Raw genomic sequence first — 18,529 nt, forward strand, 5'->3', positions numbered from 1 at the left:
GCTTACCCCAGCTTGACGTTGTCGATGCCCACGATCTTGTCGTAGAGCCAGTACAGCACCAGCACGAGCGCGAGCAGGATCGAGCCGAGCGCCGCGGCCAGACCCCAGTTCAAGCTGTCCGAGATGTGGAAGGCGATGCGGTTCGAGATGAAGATGCCGGTGCGGCCCCCCACGATCTCGGGCGTGATGTAATAGCCGATCGACAAGATGAACACGAGGATGCAACCCGCCCCGATGCCCGGCACCGATTGCGGGAAATAGACCCGCCAGAAGGCGGTCCAGTTGGTGGCACCGAGCGATTTTGCCGCCCGCACATAACTGGGCGGGATCGTCTTCATCACCGAATAGAGCGGCAAGATCATGAAGGGCAGCAAGATGTGGGTCATCGCCACCACGGTGCCCGTCTGGTTGTTGATCATCGTCAGCCGCGCATCATCGCCGACCAGCCCGATCCAGACCAGCAGGTCGTTGATGACACCTTGTTGCTGGAGAAGCACCTTCCACGCGCTGGTGCGCACCAGAAGCGAGGTCCAGAACGGCAGCAAGACAAGGATCAAGAGCATGTTCGACGTACGCATCGGCAGGTTCGACAGAAGGTAGGCGATCGGGTAGCCGAGGATGACGCAAAGCCCCATGATCGTGAGCGACAAGACCATCGTGCGCTTGAAGAGCGTCAGGTAAATGCGCTGGTTGTCCTCCACCTGCTCGATACCCTGCGGTGTCAGTTGCAGATCGACGGCGGCCAGGAAATAGCCGGCGGTATAGGGGTCGGAAAAGGTCTGGATCGTGGTCCAGACCGGCATCTGCACCCAGCCATCGGCAACCTCGGCAAAGGCATCGCGCAGGGGGATCGTCTCGAACCCCGCCACGGCATCGGCGGCGGTCTGCAAACGGGTGGCGCCGGGGCCGGAATAGGCGCCGATATCGGCGCCCGTGGCGCCCGACAGATCGCGGTACAGCGCGAGGTAGACGGTCGCCCAAGGCTCTTTGGTCAGCGGGCTTTCGGGGGTGCGACCCGTGGTCTGGATGGTGCGGGCAAAGGACCGGTAGGCATCCGTTGTCTCGGGCAACACATCCGCAATGCCGGGAACAAGCCGAAAGGCAGGCTCGGGCGTGTCCTGTGCAGCCTCAAGCCAGTCCGCCTGTTCGGAGATCCAGTCGGGGTCGGCCATCAGCGCAATCCAGGTCGCGGGCTCTTCCCAGGCAGGATCGAGGGCTGCGAACTGGTCGGCGTAGGGTTCGCCCACGCCATCGATCCCGCGCCCCGAGCGGCGGAAGATCGAACTCAGCCCCGTCGCTTCGTAATTCAGCCGCGAGCCAAGGCGGGTGTGGATGCGCCGCTCTGCGGCTTCCTTGAAATCATGGGCGAGCGCCGCATAGGTGGCGTCATCCGGCAGGTCGGTCGCATCCCAGCCGTCCAGCGCGATGACGGTGCGCGGCAGGGTTTCCGACACGATCTGGTTCTCGACAGAGCGGAACAGCATGTCGAGGATCGGCGCGACGAAGGTCACCAACAAAAAGATCAGCAAAGGCGCGATCAGCGCCAGCGCCCTGAGTTTCTGCGCCCGGAGCGCGCGGTTCAGGCTGCGCTTGAGCGGGCGGCCATCGGCGGCCAGCATCGGGCCCGTCTGGGCCGCATCCTCGCGCCGGGCCTCGGCGGCGGCCTGGCTCAGGTTGCCTGCGGTGGCATCGCTCATGCGGTCGGGTCCTTGGCGGTTGGAGCAAAGGGGAACCGGGGCGGCAGCGCCGCCGCCCCGGTCGGGGTCGGGTCAGATGTGGTTTATCGCGATAGCCAAGCCTGGAACCGCGCGTCCAGATCGTCGCGGTAATCAGCCCACCAGAGGTAGTTGAACACGATCACACGCTCGGAATTTGCCGGGTTCGTCGGCATGTGCGGCGCCATTTCCACGCCCAGTTCGGCATGGGTGCCGACCAGAGGCGCCGAGGATATGCGCGCCGGACCGTAGGAGATATAGGCAGCCTGATCGGCCAGCCGCTGCGTATCGGTGGCGAAGAAAAGGAAATCCTCGACCCGGCTCAGGCGATCCTCGGGCAGACCTTCGGGAATGATCCAGCCGTCAAGGTCGAACACCTGCGCATCCCACAGCATTTCGATCGGCTGGTCCTGTTCCACGATGGCCGAGAACAGTCGGCCGTTGTAGGACGATCCCATCACCGCCTCGCCATCGGCCATGAACTGGATCGCCTCGGCGGCCGAGGTCCACCACAGCGTGTCGTCCTTGATGGTGTCGAGCATGGCGAAGGCGCGGTTGATGCCGTCCTCGGTTTCGAGGGTGTCGTAGATATCTTCCATCGCCACGCCGTCGCACAAAAGCGCCCATTCGAGGTTGTTGATCGGGCGGCGTTCCAGCGTGCGGGTGCCGGGGAAAGCTTCGGTGTCGAAGAGCGCGCAGACATCCTCCGGCACGCGGCCTTCCCACGCGGCCACATCGGTGCGGTAGCCGTTGGTCGTGGAATAGACGATCTGCGGGATGAAACAGTCCGACACGATCAGGTCGCCGAAATCCTCGGTTGCGGGCGTGCCGTCGTCACCGGCGGCAAGGATCGCGTCGTGATCGATCTCCATCGCCAGTCCCTCGTCGCACAGGCGGATGGCGTCGGCGGCCACCACATCGACCAGATCCCAGGTCACGTTGTCGGCCTCGAACATGGCGCGCATGCGGGCCACGGCCTCGGGGCTGCTCTCATCCCAGACGATGGTCACGTCGGGATTGGCGTCCCGGTAGGGGATCGTGTAGGCGTTGATCTGGCTTGCCTGATAGGCGCCGCCCCAACTGACGAAGGTGACGGTATTGGCCATGTCCTGTGCAGTTGCCATGGGTGCTGCCAGCGACGCGGCCGCGCCCATCATGAGCATGGTTTTCAGTTTCATGGGTCTCACTCTCCTTGGTTGGACTTCGGGGTTGTGATGGTCGGGGGGCGCGGACATGGCCCGCGCGGGCCACGGCTCAAGCGTCGAGCGCGCGGCAATCTTGGGGATGCCAGCCGATCTCGATCCGCTCGCCGGGTTTCAGGCGGGGCTGGTCGGGGGCGTTGCGGGTCTTGACCACGAAATTCTCATGGCCCGCGACGCGCAGGCGGGTGCGGTAGATGTCACCCATGTAGATGAATTCGAGCACCTCGGCCTTCAGCGTATGGGCGTCGGGGGCGAGGCGGTCCTTGTTCATCTCGACCCGTTCGGGGCGGATTGAGACCTGCGTCCTGTCGCCCACCGCCGAGACATTGACGGGCACGGCATCGATCAGCTCGCCGTCGTCGAGCCGGACCACGCACATATCCGCGTGCATCTCGGCGACCCTGCCCGTCAGGGTGTTGTTCTCGCCGATGAACTGCGCCACGAAACTGTTCTGCGGTTGTTCATAGAGCACATCAGGCGCATCAAGCTGCTGGATGCGCCCGTCGTCGAACACGGCCACGCGGTCCGACATGGTCAGCGCCTCGGTCTGGTCATGGGTGACGTAGACGACCGTGATGCCCAGCCGATGCGCCAGTTTGGTGATCTCGAACTGCAGGGTTTCGCGCAACTGCTTGTCGAGCGCACCCAGCGGCTCGTCCATCAAGACCAGCTCGGGTTCGAACACCAGCGCACGCGCCAATGCGATGCGCTGCTGCTGGCCACCCGAAAGCTGCGCGGGGCGCCGACCCCCGAAATCACCCATCTGCACCATGTCGAGCGCACGCATCACCTTGGCCTCGCGCTCGGACTTGCCGATCTTGCGGACTTCCAAGGGGAAAGACAGGTTTTCGGCCACCGTCATATGCGGGAACAGGGCATAATTCTGGAACACCATGCCGATCCCGCGCTTGTGCGGCGGGATGTTGTTGATCGGGCGGCTGTCGAGCAAGATCTCGCCATGCGTCGCGGTCTCGAAGCCTGCCAGCATCATCAGGCAGGTCGTCTTGCCCGAGCCCGACGGGCCGAGCATGGTCAGAAACTCGCCCTTGCCGATGTCGAGGTTCAGGTCCTTCACCACGAGCGTTTCGCCGTCGTAGCTTTTCTGGACCCGGTCGAAGGAAACGAACGTGTCTTGCGTGTCTGAGGGCAAACCCCACTCCCCGTTCATCGACTGAATGTCGCTTTTGAATATGTCGCTTTTAGACCAAGAATGGGCCCATTGCGCAACAGGGCAAGGTGCATTGATCGTCCAGATCAGCTTTTTGTATTTGTTTTAATTACAAAAAAACTCAATATCGGCATGCCGATTGCGCCGACATCAACAGATATCAAGGGAAGATATGGCCTGAAAACGACATTTTTAGGCGCACCCAAGCGGCAGAGGACTGTCGAAAAACGACATCGCGTCCGACACTGCGCGGGCGGATCAGTCCTTGATCAGCAGCTTGCGCGGCACCGAGGCAAGGCATTCGACGCCCGTGTCGGTGATCAAGATCGCCTCGGTGATCTCCAGACCCATGTCCTCGAGCCACAGGCCTGTCATGAAGTGAAAGGTCATGCCCGGTTCCAGCACAGTGCGGTCGCCAATCCGCAGGCTCATCGTCCGCTCGCCCCAGTCGGGGGGGTAGCTGACGCCGATGCCATAGCCCGTGCGGTTGTCCTTGCGGATGCCATGGCGCGCAAGAACGCCGAAAAAGGCCAGCGCGATATCCTCGCAGGTGTTGCCGGGTCTGGCGGCAGCAAGCCCCGCCTCCATCCCTTCGAGCGTCGCGGCCTCGGCATCGAGGAACGCGCGCGTGGGCTTGCCCAGAAAGATCGTGCGCGACAGCGGGCAATGGTAGCGGCGGTAGCAGCCCGCGATCTCGAAAAACGTGCCCTCGCCCGCCTTGAGCGGCCGGTCGTCCCATGTCAGGTGCGGCGCGCTCGCGTCGCGGCCCGAGGGCAGCAGCGGCACGATGGCCGGATAATCCCCCGCAGGCCCGTTGCCGCCCCGGATGCCCGCGTCATAGATCTCGGCCACCAGATCGGATTTGCGCATGCCGACCTCGACCGCGTCGAAGATGCGCGCATGCATGCGTTCCACGATGGTGGCGGCCTGCCGCATGTAGGCGATTTCCGTGTCCGATTTCACCGCGCGCTGCCAGTTCACCAGCGCTGTGGCATCCATGATCCGCGCATTGGGCAGGTTGCGCGTCAGGCTGACGAAGGCCGCGGCGGTGAAATAGTAATTGTCCATCTCGACCCCGATCCTGAGGCCGCCCCAGCCCCGGTCGCGCAAAATGCCGGACAGGTAATCCATCGGATGCTTGTCGGGGTTCTGCACATGATCGTCAGGGTAGCCTAGTATATTGGCCTCCCGGATCCACGCGGTCAGCCTTGCGCCATTTGCGTCCTGCCCGCGCCCGAACCAGATCGGGTCGCCATGCGGCGGCACGATCACGCATTGATGGACATAGAAGGACCAGCCATCGTAGCCGGTCAGCCAGTTCATGTTCGACGGGTCGGTGACGATCAAAAGCTCGCAGCCCCGCGCCTCCATCGCCGCGCGGGTCTTGGCAAGGCGCGCGGCGAACTCGGCGGGCGTGAAACGCAAGACGGGGGCTGTCATGTGCGCGGCCCTTTCTGGTTGGGTCGGACGGGCTGCGGACGCAGGCATGGCATGGGTCCACCCATGTCCAGCGTCGCAGACAGCGGGGAGGGGTCGATGCCTCAAGGCGACCGCAACGGGCCCTGAGGCGACATCGCCGCGGGTCAAACCGGCAAGGCGGGCTTGACCCCGGCGCGATTCCGGGGACGAACTGCGGCAAGCACGAACAGAACCCAGAAGGGAGGGACTTGTCGGATGACACTCAAGGGATTGATCCTGTCGGCCTCGGTGCTGGCATTGGCGGGTGCGGCTGGGGCCGAGACACGGATCGGCATGATCACGACGCTGTCGGGCGGCGGCGCGGCGCTGGGCCTCGACGTGCGCGACGGTTTCTTGCTTGCCATCGCGCAATCGGGCCGCGACGACATCGAGGTGATCGTGGCCGATGACGAACAGGCCCCGGACGTGGCGGTGCAACTGGCCGACCGGATGGTGCAATCCGATGACGTGGACCTGATGACCGGCATCATCTGGTCGAACCTTGCCATGGCGGTGATCCCGTCCGTGACGGCGCAGGGCCTGTTCTACCTGTCGCCCAACGCCGGGCCGTCGCAGCTGGCCGGGCGGGGATGCCACCAGAACTATTTCAACGTGGCATGGCAAAACGACAACCTGCACGAGGCGGCGGGCGCCTACGCCAATTCCGAGGGCTATACCAACAGCTTCATCCTCGCGCCCAACTACCCGGCGGGGCAGGACGCGCTGGCGGGCTACAAGCGCTTCTACGAAGGCGGGCTTGCGGGCGAGATCTACACCCAGCTTGGCCAGACCGATTACGCCGCCGAGATCGCACAGATCCGGGCGTCTGGTGCCGACAGCGTGTTCTTCTTCCTACCCGGCGGCATGGGGATTTCGTTCCTGCGCCAATATGCCGACAGCGGGCTGGATATTCCCGTGATCGGGCCGGCCTTTTCCTTCGACCAGCAGATCTTGCAGGCGGTCGGCGCGGCGGCGCTGGGTGTGCGCAACACCGCGCAATGGTCGCCCGATCTGGACAACGCGGCGAACGTGGCCTTTGTCGAGGCGTTCCGCACTGAATACGGGCGCATCCCGTCGCTTTACGCCAGTCAGGGGTTCGACACCGCCAACCTGATCCTCTCCGCGCTCGAGGCGGGGCATCCCACGGACAGCCCCGATGCCTTCCGCGAGGCGCTGCGCGCCGCCGATTTCGCCAGCACGCGCGGCGATTTCGCCTTCGGCCCCAACCACCACCCGATCCAGGACATCTATGTCCGTGAAGTGGTGCAAGACGGCGACATCTTCACCAACCGCATCGTCGGCGTGGCCTTGGAAGATCGCGGCGACGCCTTCGCCGCAGAATGCTCCATGTGATCTGACGGAGCGCAACAGGTCGGGGCCGGTCCCATACGGGCCGGCCCCTTCGCATGAAACGGGGGCGCGATGTCGACCATCTTGATCGTAGAACAGGTGCTGAACGGGCTGCAGTTCGGCGTGATGCTGTTCTTGATGGCCGCCGGCCTGACGCTGATCTTCGGCGTGATGGGGCTGATCAATCTTGCCCATGGCTCGCTCTACATGGTGGGCGCCTTCGTGGCGGCGACGGTGGCTGCGGCGACGGGGTCGTTCTTGCTGGCGCTGGTGGCCGCGATGGGCGCGGCCGCGATGGCGGGCGCTTTGATCGAGATGACGGTGATAAGGCGGCTCTACCACACCGACCATCTGGATCAGGTATTGGCGACCTTCGCGCTGATCTTGATCTTCTCGGAGGGCACGCGGTGGATCTTCGGCTCCTTCCCGCTGTATCTGTCGCGGCCCGAGGCGCTGGCGGGATCGGTCACCCTGCCCTTCGGCATCGAATACCCGCTCTACCGGCTGGCGCTGATCGGCGCGGGGCTGGCGGTGGCGGTGGGCCTGTGGCTGCTCATCGCCAAGACGCGCATCGGCATCCAGATCCGCGCGGGCGAGAATGACCGCGAGATGATCGCGGCCTTGGGCGTGGATATCCGCACGCTCTACACCTTCGTCTTCGCGCTGGGGGCGGCGCTTGCGGGGCTGGCGGGCGCGCTGGTCGGCGCGATCCAGTCGGTGCAGGTGGGCATGGGCGAGCCGGTGCTGATCCTGGCCTTCGTCGTCATCGTGATCGGCGGCATAGGCTCGATCAAGGGCGCCTTTGTCGGCGCATTGATCGTGGGGCTGACCGACACGCTGGGCGGCATCTTCCTGCCCGAACTGTTCAAGCTGGCGATGGAGCCAGCGGCGGCCACGCAGGTCGGCGCCTCGCTGTCGTCCATGGCGATCTACCTGCTGATGGCCGCCGTGCTGATCTGGCGGCCCACGGGGCTGTTCGGGGCGCGCACCGCATGACCCGCGAAAGCTTCGTCAATCTGGCGCTGCTGACCGCGCTCGTCGCCGTGCCGCTATGGGCATGGGTCGCGGGCGAGCCCTTTACCATTACGCTGGCAACCCGCGCCGTGATCTTCGCGCTGGCGGCCGTGGGGCTGAACCTCGCCCTTGGCCTTGGCGGCATGGTCAGCTTCGGCCATGCGGTGTTCTTTGGCCTCGGCGGGTATTCCATGGGAATTCTCGCCCATCACGCGCAGAATTTCTTGCCGCTCTATGACGGGCTGATCGTGATCGAGGGCACCAAATCCATGCCGGTGATCTGGTTGGTGGCCATCGTGGTCTCGGCGCTTGCGGCGCTCTTGATCGGGCTTTTGTCGCTCAGAACCTCGGGCGTCTATTTCATCATGATAACCTTGGCCTTCGGGCAGATGTTCTACTACTTCGCCATCTCCTGGCGGGCCTATGGCGGAGAGGACGGGCTGTCGATCTGGGTACGCAACGACTTCCCAGGTCTCAACACGCTCGCCCCGATCCAGTTCTATGGCCTTTGCTTCGCGCTGCTTCTCGCCGCGTTGTGGCTTTCGGCACGAATCGCGCGATCGTCCTTCGGCCTTGTGCTCAACGCCGCACGGCAGGTGCCGGGACGGGTGGAAACCGTGGGCCTCGACGGGCAGCGAGCCAAGCTTGTCGCCTTCGTCATTTCCGGTGCCATCACGGGGCTTGCGGGCGCGCTCTTTGCCGATCTCAACCGCTTTGTCAGCCCCACGATGTTCAGCTGGCACATGTCGGGCGAATTGATCGTCTTCATCATCCTTGGCGGTGCCGCGCGGCTGTTTGGCCCGGTCGCGGGCGCGGTGCTGTTTGTGGCCATGGAACACGTGCTGGGCGATCTGTGGGATCATTGGCACATTTTGCTTGGCGCACTGCTGCTTGTCATCGTGCTCTTCGCGCGGGGCGGGCTGATCGGGTTGCTTGCCGGAAAGGCGCGCAACCATGACTAAGCCGGTCCTCGAGGTGCGCGGGCTGAGCAAGCGTTTCGGCGCGCTGGTCGTGTCGGACGGCATCGACCTGAGCCTGCGCGCGGGCGAGATCCATGCCGTGATCGGCCCGAACGGGGCAGGCAAGACCACGTTGATCGCGGAGATCTGCGGGGGGCTTGCGCCCGATGCGGGCAGCGTTCACCTCAACGGCCGCGATGTCACCGGCCTGCCCATCCGCGCCCGCGCCAAGATGGGTCTGGCGCGGACCTTCCAGATCTCGGCGCTGGCGATGGAGGATACCGTCTTGCAAAACGCCCTGCTTGGCGCGCTGGGGGCGGCGGGCCGTCCGTGGCGGTTCTTTCGCCCGGTGCTGTCCGACCGCAGCCTGCGCGTTGTTGCCGAAGCGGCGCTCGACCGGGTCGGCCTATCGCATAAGGCGGCAGCCCGCACCGCGGAATTGTCCCATGGCGAGCGACGGCAGCTTGAGGTCGCGGTGGCGCTGACGCTCACCCCCACAGCCTTCGTGATGGACGAGCCGATGGCGGGGCTGGGGACCGAGGGTGGCGCGCGGATGACCGCGTTGCTGGGCACGCTGAAGCACGAAGCGCCGATCTTGCTGGTGGAACATGACATGGACGCGGTCTTTGCGCTCGCCGACCGGATCAGCGTTCTGGCCGGTGGCCGCGTCATCGCCTCCGGCCCCCCTGACGCAATCCGCGCGGATGCCGCCGTGCGCGAGGCCTATCTGGGGGACGAGGCATGAGCCTGCTGCGGCTGGAGAACGTCACCGCCCGTTACGGGGCGGCGCAGGCGCTGTTTGGCGTCGACCTCGATCTGGCCGAGGGCGAGGTGGTGGCGCTGATGGGTCGCAACGGCATGGGCAAGTCCACAACGGTAAAGACGATCTGCAAGATGCTGCCCGCCGAGGGGCGGCTGATCTTTGACGGCCATGACCTCAGCCGCCTGCCCAGCCATCAGGCCGCCCGGCTGGGTATCGGTCTGGTCCCCGAAGGACGGCGCTGTTTCCGTGATCTGACCGTGGCCGAGAACCTGATCGTCGCGGCCCGCCCCGGTCCGTGGGACATGGACCGCGTCGGCGCATTGTTCCCCCGGCTGGCCGAGCGGCGGGGCCAGCGGGCCGCGACGCTGTCGGGGGGCGAACAGCAGATGCTGGCGATCGGGCGGGCGCTGATGACGAACCCACGCCTGCTGATCCTCGACGAGGCAACCGAAGGGCTGGCCCCCCTGATCCGGGCGGAAATATGGGCGGTCGTCGCGCGCCTCAAGGCCGAGACGGGCCTGTCGATCCTTGTCATCGACAAATCGCTCAAGGAGCTGCGTCAGGTCGCCGACCGCGCTGTGATCCTTGCTCGCGGTCGGGTGGTATGGTCGGGGGAAATGGCCGCGCTCGACCATGAGACCAGCCTGCGCCATGTGGGCGTCTGAGGCCTTCAAGAACCCATACGTGCCTTTCTAGCGGGCAGATGCATGTTTTTTCATCGCATCACCCCAATGGATGGCGGTTGAGCCTCGCAGCGGATGGAATCGCTTGACGCACCAAAGTGGTGAACCAATGTTTCAATGGTTCGCTCCTTAGCGGCTTTGGTTCAACCCGAGGTGGAAACGTGCGCGACGAGTTGCCCGACACCGACACGGCCCCCGACAATGCTTCGGTCGCGCGCACACGCATCCGCGAGCTGATCCGGCAAGGCGAGGTCGAGGCCGATGGCAAGCTGCCGACCGAACGCGAGCTTTGCGCGCGCTTCGGGATCAGCCGCAGGTCGGTGCGCCGTGCGCTGGACGCGCTGGAGACCGAGGGGCTGGTCTGGCGGCGGCAGGGCAAGGGCACCTTTGTTGGCCAGCCGCCCGACCCCAACGGACACTTGGCCGCGATCATCGCCCCCGACACCGACCCCTTGAGTGTGATGGAAGCGCGTCTGGTGCTGGAACCCGAACTGGCCGCACTGGCCGCCCGTCGCGCGACGGGCGAGGATGTGGCGCGTATGCGCGCGCTCGCTGACCGCGCCAGCCAAGCGCAAGATGCAGATGCCGCGGAATTGTGGGACGGCTCGCTGCACCGGATCATCGCGCGGATCGCGGGCAATCCGATCCTCAACACCGCCTTCACGATCATCAACGAGGTACGGCAGGAACAACGCTGGCAACAGGAACGCCAACAGGCGCGGTCCCCTGCACTTGTCGCCGAATACGGGCGCCAGCATGAGCGCATCATCGATGCGATCCACGCCCGCGACGAGGATGGCGCCCGCACCGCCATGCGCGACCACCTGAGCGCGCTGAAAGCGAACCTCGAGCGCGTGCGCGGCAGGGAGGCCAAGGGATGACCGCCACCGCGTTGCTGGAGCTTGAGGGCCTGACCATCGCGCTTAAGGGCGTGGATCAGCCCATCGTCGACAATGTGGGCTTCACGCTCGCACGCGGGGAAACCCTGTGCATCGTGGGCGAGTCGGGCTGCGGCAAAAGCCTCACCTCGCTGGCGCTGATGGGTCTGTTGCAGACCCCGCCCCTGACGGTCACGCGCGGCATGGCCCGTTTCGCAGGTGAGGACTTGCTGGCCATGCCCGCCGCCCGCCTGCGCCAGATCCGGGGCGGGCGCATGGCGATGATCTTTCAGGAGCCGATGACCTCGCTCAACCCCGGCTTGCGCATTGGCGAACAGATCGCGGAGTCGGTGCGTCGCCACAAAGGCGTGGGTCAGGCCGAGGCGCGCGCCCGCGCGTTGGAGATGCTCAGGCGCGTGCGCATCCCCGCCCCCGAAAAGCGGCTGGACGAATACCCCCATCAGTTGTCGGGCGGCATGCGGCAACGCGCGATGATCGCCATGGCGTTGGCCAATGACCCCGAATTGCTGATCGCCGATGAACCGACCACGGCACTGGACGTGACCATTCAGGCGCAGATCCTCAAACTGATGAAAAGCCTGCAGCAGGAAACCGGCGCGGCGATGGTGCTGATCACCCATGATCTGGGCGTGGTGGCGGAAATGGCCGACAAGGTCGCGGTCATGTATGGTGGCCGCATCATCGAGACGGGCACGGCCGAACAGGTCTTCACCGACCCGCAGCATCCCTACACCATCGGCCTCATGTCCTCGATGCCGTCGCTGGGGGCCCGCAGCGGACGGCTGGTCACGGTTCCGGGCACCGTGCCGCAACCTACCGCGATGCCGCCCGGCTGCCGGTTTTCGACACGCTGCCCCTTTGCCACCGGAGCCTGCGCCACGGTTCCGCCGCTGACAGATCTGGGCGCGGGCCACCGCGTCGCCTGCGCCCATGCCCCCCTGACCGCCACCGAGGCCCCGGCGATGAGGAGCACCGGAACATGACCGCCATCCTGTCCACCCGCGGCCTGCGCAAGGATTTCGTGACCGCCAAGCCGCTCTTCGGCGAGGCTACGGTGGTACAGGCCGTGGCGGGTGTGTCGCTAGACATCGCGGCGGGTGAAACCTTTGCCATCGTGGGCGAAAGCGGGTGCGGCAAGTCCACGCTGGCACGCCTGCTGCTGCGCCTGATCGACCCGACCGCGGGCGAAGTCTGGTACAAGGGCGAGGATCTGGCGAGCCTGCCGCCCGCCCGCCTGCGCGCGCTGCGCCGCGATCTGCAATTCATCTTTCAGGACCCGTTTTCCTCGCTCAACCCGCAGATGAGCGTCGGCGCCCTGATCGAGGAACCGATGCGCGTGCACAGCATCGGCACCCGGACCGAGCGCCGGGCCAAGGTCGCCGACCTGCTGACCCGCGTGGGCCTGCGCCCGGAACATGCCGACCGCTACCCGCATGAATTTTCAGGCGGCCAGCGCCAGCGCATCGGCATCGCCCGGGCGCTCGCCTCCGGCCCCACGGTGCTGATCGGGGATGAGCCTGTCAGCGCGCTTGATGTGTCCATTCAGGCGCAGGTGGTGAACCTGCTCGAGGACCTCAAGGATGATTTCGGCCTGACGCTGGTCATCATCGCCCATGACCTTGCCGTGATCCGGCACATGGCCGACCGGGTGGCGGTGATGTATCTGGGCGAGGTGGTGGAATGCGCGCCTGCGGGCGATCTTTATGCCCACCCGCTGCATCCCTATGCCGAGGCGCTTTTGGCCGCGATCCCGGTCGCCAGCTACGGCGCTCGGCCTGCCCGCACGATGGTCGAAGGCGATCCGCCCAACCCCATCGCGCCGCCACCCGGCTGCAAGTTCCACCCGCGCTGCCCTTATGCGACCGACATCTGCCGCGTCGAGCGGCCCGTTTTGGCCGACATGGGTGGCGGCCGCACCGTGGCCTGCCACCGCGCGACCGAGCTGTCGCTGCAGGGCCTTGCCGATCTGGAACAGGCCCGCACCCCCGCCGCAAGAGGCCGCTTTGCGCTCTACGCACAGGCCATGGCCGACAAGACAGCCCATAACCGCCCGGAATAGGGCGATTTAACCCCCCTCAACAGTTGGAGGACCTTGACTGATGGCACTGAAAAAGAACCTCGCGCTTGCGCTTGCCTTCGGGCTTGCCGCGACCGCCGTGCAGGCACAGGACCTGCGCATCGGCCTGCAAGACGACGCCGATGTGCTTGACCCCGATCAGGCACGGACCTTCGTGGGCCGGATCGTTTTTGAATCGCTGTGCGACAAGCTGGTCGACATCACCCCCGATCTAGAGATTATCCCGCAGCTGGCCACCGGCTGGGAATTTTCCGAGGACGGTCTGACGCTGACCATGACGCTGCGCGACGATGTGGTGTTCCATGACGGCACGCCGTTCAACGCCGAAGCTGCCGTCTACAACCTTGACCGCAGCCGCAACCTGCCCGAAAGCCGCCGCGCCTCCGAAGTCAGCTCGATCTCGGGCGTCGAGGTCGTGGATGCCACCACCATCCGCATCACCCTGGCGGCGCCCGACGCGACGCTGCTGGCGCAGCTGTCGGACCGTGCGGGCATGATGATCTCGCCCGCCGCCGCCGAGACGATGGGCCTCGATTTCGGCCTGACCCCAGTCTGTTCGGGTCCCTACAGCTTTGTCGAACGCATCCAGCAAGACCGTATCGTGCTGGAACGCTTCGAGGGCCACTGGGATGCCGCGAACTACCATTTCGACACCGTGACCTTCCTGCCGATCCCCGACACGACCGTGCGACTGGCCAACCTGCGCGCCGGCGATCTGGACATGCTGGAACGGCTGGCCGCGACCGACCTCACCTCGGCCTCTGCCGATGCGTCGCTGGAAACCGCGCAGGCGACGTCGCTCGGCTATCAGGCGATGACGATCAACGTGGGCAATGGCGAGCGCTCGGGTGGCCCGCTGGGTCAAGACGCGCGCGTCCGTCAGGCGCTGTCGCTGTCGATCGACCGTTCGGTCATCGCGCAGGTGGTGTTCGAGGGCGCTGTCGCCCCCGGCAACCAGCCCTGGCCGCCGACCTCGCCCTGGTACAACGCCGATTTCCCGATCCAGGAACGCGACGTGGAAGCCGCCCGCGCGCTGCTGGCGGAAGCAGGCTACCCCGACGGGGTCGACATCACCGTGCAGGTCGCCAACAACCCGGTGCAGCAGCAGGTGATGCAGGTCATCCAGGCCATGGCAGGCGAGGCGGGCATCCGCATCTCGCTGGAAGCCAAGGAATTCGCCACGCTGCTCTCCGACCAGACGGCAGGCGCCTACGAGGCGAGCCAGGTGGGTTGGTCGGGTCGCGTCGATCCCGATGGCAACCTGCACCAGTTCGTGACCACGGACGGCGGCATCAACGACGCGGGCTATTCCAACGCCGAGGTCGATGCTTTCCTGAACGGGGCGCGGGTGTCGAACGACATCGACGCGCGCCGTGCGGCCTATAATGGCGCCTCGGCGATCTTGATGGAGGACCTGCCCCTCGTCTACCTGTACCACCCCGTGTGGATCTGGGCGATGGAGACGGGCATCGACGGCTTCGTGCCCTATCCCGACGGGATGATCCGTCTGGCCGGCTTGACGCTGACCGAGTGATCAGACGCTGACCGGGCGCGCGGCCGATGTCGGCCCGCGCGCCCACGCTCCCCCAACCGGAGACGTCCCATGCTTGCCTTTCTCGGCCGCCGCCTCCTGATCGCGATCCCGACGATCATCTTGATCTCGATCTTCGTCTTCACGCTGCAAAAGCTGCTGCCGGGCGACCCGGTGCTGGTTCTGGCGGGCGAGGAACGCGACCCGGCAGTGCTGGAATACCTGCGCGAGCAATACCGGCTTAACGATCCGATCATCGTCCAGTATTTCACCTGGATCGGGAATGCGCTGACGGGGGATCTGGGGATTTCGCTGCGCACGCAAGAACCCGTCTTGGCCCTGATCGGGCAAAAACTGCCGGTGACGATCCAACTGGCCGTCATGGCGCTGATCATCGCCATCGCCATCGGCGTGCCCGCTGGCGTTCTGTCGGCCTACAAGAAAGGCACATGGATCGACTGGGTCGCCAATGTCGTGGCGCTGTCGGGGCTTTCGGTGCCGAATTTCTGGCTCGGGATCATGCTGATCTTGCTGATCTCGGTGAAGCTGGGCTGGCTGCCCGCGTCGGGCTATCGGCCCTTCGCCGACGACCCGCTCGACTCCATCCGTGTGATGCTGATGCCCGCCTTCGTGCTTGGCACGGGTCTGGCCGCCACGCTGATGCGCCACACACGCTCGGCCATGCTGAGCGTGCTGAAATCCGACTATATCCGAACCGCGCGGGCCAAGGGGCTGGCCGAACATGTGGTGCTGATCAAGCACGCGCTCAGGAATGCCCTGGTGCCCATCGTCACCGTCACCACGCTGCTCTTTGGCGAATTGTTGGCGGGCGCTGTCCTGACCGAACAGATCTTCAACATCCCCGGTTTCGGCAAGCTGGTGGTCGATGCCGTATTCAACCGCGATTACGCAGTGGTGCAGGGCATCGTGCTGTGCACCGGCATCGCCTTCATCTTCATGAACATCCTTGCCGATGCGGCCTACCGCGTCCTCAACCCGCGCATGAGGGACGAATGACCAGCCTCGCCACAAATCTCGCAACCTCCGAGGCCCTGCCCCGCCGCCAAAGCCGTGTCTGGCGCAAGTTCCGCTCGAACAAGGCGGCCCTTCTGGGCGGCATCATCGTTGCCTTCTTCGTCATTGTGGCGCTGCTGGCGCCGCTCTTGCCGGTGCCGGGGCCAGCGGTCACCGACTGGGGCGCGGTGCGGCAGGGCCCGTCGGCGGCCCATCCGTTTGGCACCGACGAAATCGGGCGCGATGTGCTGTCGCGGATGATCTGGGGGGCGCGCGCCTCGCTGATGGCGGGCGTCGTCTCGGTGGGCATCGCCGTTTTGGTCGGCGTGCCGCTGGGCGTCTTGTCGGGCTATCTGCGCGGCTGGACCGATGCCGCCATCAGCCGCGTGACCGAAGCGCTCTTGGCCGCGCCCTTCCTGATCCTCGCCATCGCGCTGGCGGCCTTTCTGGGGCCCTCGCTGACCAATGCGATGATCGCCATCGGCATCAGCGCCGTTCCCATCTTCATCCGGCTGGCACGCGGCCAGACGATGAGCGTGATGACCGAGGATTATGTCGAAAGCGCGCGCGCCGTTGGCCTGACGCATTGGGCGCTGATCACCCGCTACATCGTGCCCAACATCTTCCCACCCATCCTTGTTCAAGGCACGCTGACCATTGCGACCGCGATCATCGCCGAGGCGTCGTTGTCCTTTCTGGGCCTTGGCCAGCAACCGCCCGCGCCAAGCTGGGGCTCGATGCTGAACGTGGCCAAGAATTTCCTCGAACAGGCGCCGTGGATGGCGCTGTACCCCGGTGCCGCCATTTTCCTCGTGGTGCTGGGCTTCAACCTGCTGGGCGACGGGCTGCGCGATGCGCTCGACCCGCGCGATCACTGACTTCAACGAGAGACGGACCTGACCCATGACCTTCACCACCCGCCCCGAAATCACCGGCACCTTCGGGGTTGCCACCTCGACCCACTGGATCGCCTCTGCCGTGGGCATGAAGATCCTCGAACAGGGCGGCAACGCCTTTGACGCCGCCGCCGCCATGGGCTTCGTGCTGAACGTGGTGGAGCCGCATCTGAACGGCCCCTTGGGCGACATGCCCCTGATGATCCGCCCGGCAGGCGCGGCTGCGCCCAAGATGATCTGCGGTCAGGGCACGACGCCCGCAGGCGCCACCATCGCGCATTACAAATCCGAGGGACTGACGCTGATCCCCGGTTCGGGTCTTTTGGCCACCGTGATCCCCGGGGCCTTCGGGGCCTTCATGCTGATGCTGCGCGACCATGGCAGCCTGCCCTTGCGCGACATCCTGGAACCCGCGATCTACTATGCGCGTCACGGCCACCCGATGCTGCCGCGCGTGGCCAATACCATCGCGGGGCTGACCGATTTCTTCCGCGAGGAATGGCCGACCTCCTATGCAACATGGTTGCCGGGCGGGACGGCGCCCAAGGCCGGCGCCCTGTTTTGCAACCCGGAGCTCGCGGACATGTGGGAACGCTTGGTCACCGAGGCCGAAGCCGTCACCGGCCGGGAGGCTCAGATCGAGGCCGCGCGCCGCACCTTCTACGAAGGCTTCATCGCCGAAGCCATCGACAGCTACCTGAAAGACGCCTGCGTGATGGATGCGGCAGGCGGACGGCGCAAGGGCGTGCTGACGGGGCAAGACATGGCGACATGGCAGGCCAGCTACGAAGACCCGCTGAGCGTCGATTACCACGGCTGGACCGTGTGGAAGGGCGGCATGTGGACCCAAGGCCCGACCCTGCTGCAATCTCTGCGCATGCTCGAAGGGATCGACCTGGGCGCGATGGACCTGCGCGGCGCGGAGTTCGTCCACACCGTGACCGAGACCATCAAGCTCGCCTTCGCCGACCGTGAAGCCTATTACGGCGACCCCGATCACACCGACCTGCCGGTGGACACGCTTTTGTCGCGCGACTATGCCGCTACGCGCCGCGCGCTGATCGGGGATCGCGCCTCGCTGGACCAGCGCCCGGGCCATATCGCGGGGCTGGAAGCATGGGCCAAGGCTGCCGTGGACCGCGCGGGCCGCGACTTGGCGGCGGGCCCCGGCGTCGGCGGGGGCGAACCCACGATGGCACATTTGACGGAAAAGCGCGGCGATACCGTTCATTTCGACGTGATCGACCGTTGGGGCAATTCGGTCTCGGCCACGCCCTCGGGCGGTTGGCTGCAATCCTCGCCAGTCATTCCGGGTCTTGGCGTGCCGCTCAATTCCCGAGCGCAGATGTTCTGGCTGGAAGATGGTCTGCCCACGTCGCTCGCACCGGGTCGGCGTCCGCGCACGACGCTCTCGCCCTCGATGGGGCAAGCGCCGGACGGCACGGAACTGGCCTTCGGCACGCCCGGCGGCGACCAGCAGGACCAGTGGCAGCTGATCTTGTTCCTGCGCCTTGTGCACGGCCAGATGAACCTGCAAGAGGCGATCGATGCGCCACTCTTCCACACCGGGCATTTCCAGTCTTCCTTCTACCCGCGCGGCACGCGGCCCGGCCACCTGATGGCCGAACCCGCCTTTGGCGAGGCCGTGTTGCAGGAACTCCGCGACAAGGACCACGAGGTCGAGGTGTCCGAGCCTTGGGCGGTCGGCCGCCTGACCGCCGCCTCACGCGGGACGGAAGGCATGCTGAAGGCCGCGGCAACCCCGCGCCTGATGCAGGCCTATGCCATCGGCCGCTGAGG

16 protein-coding genes are annotated in these 18,529 nt (G+C 65.6%); 12 read left to right on the forward strand and 4 right to left on the reverse strand.

The window, feature by feature from the left end; all coding sequences use genetic code 11:
• Positions 1 to 2 precede the first annotated feature (2 nt).
• The 4 genes from C7455_RS10445 to doeA form a co-directional block, all read right to left on the reverse strand.
• Positions 3 to 1,697 carry an ABC transporter permease gene (locus C7455_RS10445; RefSeq protein WP_109667954.1) on the reverse strand — a complete coding sequence of 565 codons (1,695 nt, stop codon included), beginning with the start codon at positions 1,695 to 1,697 and terminating at the stop codon, positions 3 to 5.
• Between the two features lie 83 nt (positions 1,698 to 1,780).
• Positions 1,781 to 2,893: an extracellular solute-binding protein gene (locus C7455_RS10450; RefSeq protein WP_109667956.1), complete on the reverse strand. Its 1,113-nt coding sequence runs from the start codon at positions 2,891 to 2,893 to the stop codon at positions 1,781 to 1,783.
• Positions 2,894 to 2,969: 76 nt separating this feature from the next.
• Positions 2,970 to 4,085, reverse strand: a complete 1,116-nt coding sequence (locus C7455_RS10455) for an ABC transporter ATP-binding protein (RefSeq protein WP_109667958.1) — start codon at positions 4,083 to 4,085, stop codon at positions 2,970 to 2,972.
• A 258-nt stretch (positions 4,086 to 4,343) separates the two neighbouring features.
• A complete protein-coding gene (doeA, locus tag C7455_RS10460; protein ID WP_109668191.1) occupies positions 4,344 to 5,525 on the reverse strand; it encodes an ectoine hydrolase DoeA in 1,182 nt (393 codons plus the stop codon).
• Positions 5,526 to 5,759: 234 nt separating this feature from the next.
• On the opposite strand from doeA, the gene C7455_RS10465 reads away from it, so the two are divergent.
• The 12 genes from C7455_RS10465 (at position 5,760) to C7455_RS10520 (ending at position 18,527) form a co-directional block, all read left to right on the forward strand.
• Positions 5,760 to 6,896, forward strand: coding sequence for an ABC transporter substrate-binding protein (locus C7455_RS10465; protein WP_109667960.1), 1,137 nt, complete (start codon positions 5,760 to 5,762; stop codon positions 6,894 to 6,896).
• Positions 6,897 to 6,965: 69 nt separating this feature from the next.
• Complete coding sequence (locus tag C7455_RS10470) at positions 6,966 to 7,889, forward strand: branched-chain amino acid ABC transporter permease (protein ID WP_109667962.1); 924 nt, start codon at positions 6,966 to 6,968, stop codon at positions 7,887 to 7,889.
• Complete coding sequence (locus C7455_RS10475; RefSeq protein ID WP_109667964.1) at positions 7,886 to 8,869, forward strand: branched-chain amino acid ABC transporter permease; 984 nt, start codon at positions 7,886 to 7,888, stop codon at positions 8,867 to 8,869. The genes C7455_RS10470 and C7455_RS10475 overlap by 4 nt, the downstream gene beginning before the upstream one ends.
• A complete protein-coding gene (locus C7455_RS10480) occupies positions 8,862 to 9,611 on the forward strand; it encodes an ABC transporter ATP-binding protein (protein ID WP_109667965.1) in 750 nt (249 codons plus the stop codon). Before C7455_RS10475 ends, C7455_RS10480 begins: the two co-directional genes overlap by 8 nt.
• Positions 9,608 to 10,294, forward strand: a complete 687-nt coding sequence (locus C7455_RS10485) for an ABC transporter ATP-binding protein (RefSeq protein WP_109667967.1) — start codon at positions 9,608 to 9,610, stop codon at positions 10,292 to 10,294. Before C7455_RS10480 ends, C7455_RS10485 begins: the two co-directional genes overlap by 4 nt.
• Positions 10,295 to 10,473: 179 nt before the next feature.
• Positions 10,474 to 11,193 carry a FadR/GntR family transcriptional regulator gene (locus C7455_RS10490; protein ID WP_211315477.1) on the forward strand — a complete coding sequence of 240 codons (720 nt, stop codon included), beginning with the start codon at positions 10,474 to 10,476 and terminating at the stop codon, positions 11,191 to 11,193.
• The gene (locus tag C7455_RS10495) at positions 11,190 to 12,194 is read left to right on the forward strand and encodes an ABC transporter ATP-binding protein (RefSeq protein WP_109667969.1); all 1,005 of its coding nucleotides are present in this window, start codon (positions 11,190 to 11,192) and stop codon (positions 12,192 to 12,194) included. The genes C7455_RS10490 and C7455_RS10495 overlap by 4 nt, the downstream gene beginning before the upstream one ends.
• Entirely contained in the window at positions 12,191 to 13,270 is a 1,080-nt protein-coding gene (locus C7455_RS10500) for an ABC transporter ATP-binding protein (RefSeq protein ID WP_109667970.1), read from the forward strand. Before C7455_RS10495 ends, C7455_RS10500 begins: the two co-directional genes overlap by 4 nt.
• Before the next feature lie 40 nt (positions 13,271 to 13,310).
• On the forward strand, positions 13,311 to 14,822 hold the full coding sequence (locus C7455_RS10505) for an ABC transporter substrate-binding protein (protein WP_109667972.1): 1,512 nt from the start codon (positions 13,311 to 13,313) through the stop codon (positions 14,820 to 14,822).
• 69 nt (positions 14,823 to 14,891) lie between these two features.
• The gene (locus C7455_RS10510; protein WP_109667974.1) at positions 14,892 to 15,836 is read left to right on the forward strand and encodes an ABC transporter permease; all 945 of its coding nucleotides are present in this window, start codon (positions 14,892 to 14,894) and stop codon (positions 15,834 to 15,836) included.
• Positions 15,833 to 16,711, forward strand: a complete 879-nt coding sequence (locus C7455_RS10515) for an ABC transporter permease (protein WP_109667976.1) — start codon at positions 15,833 to 15,835, stop codon at positions 16,709 to 16,711. Before C7455_RS10510 ends, C7455_RS10515 begins: the two co-directional genes overlap by 4 nt.
• Positions 16,712 to 16,736: 25 nt before the next feature.
• The gene (locus C7455_RS10520; protein WP_109667978.1) at positions 16,737 to 18,527 is read left to right on the forward strand and encodes a gamma-glutamyltransferase family protein; all 1,791 of its coding nucleotides are present in this window, start codon (positions 16,737 to 16,739) and stop codon (positions 18,525 to 18,527) included.
• Positions 18,528 to 18,529: the final 2 nt, after the last annotated feature.

Source organism: Roseicyclus mahoneyensis (assembly GCF_003148775.1).
Taxonomy (GTDB): Bacteria; Pseudomonadota; Alphaproteobacteria; order Rhodobacterales; family Rhodobacteraceae; genus Roseicyclus; species Roseicyclus mahoneyensis.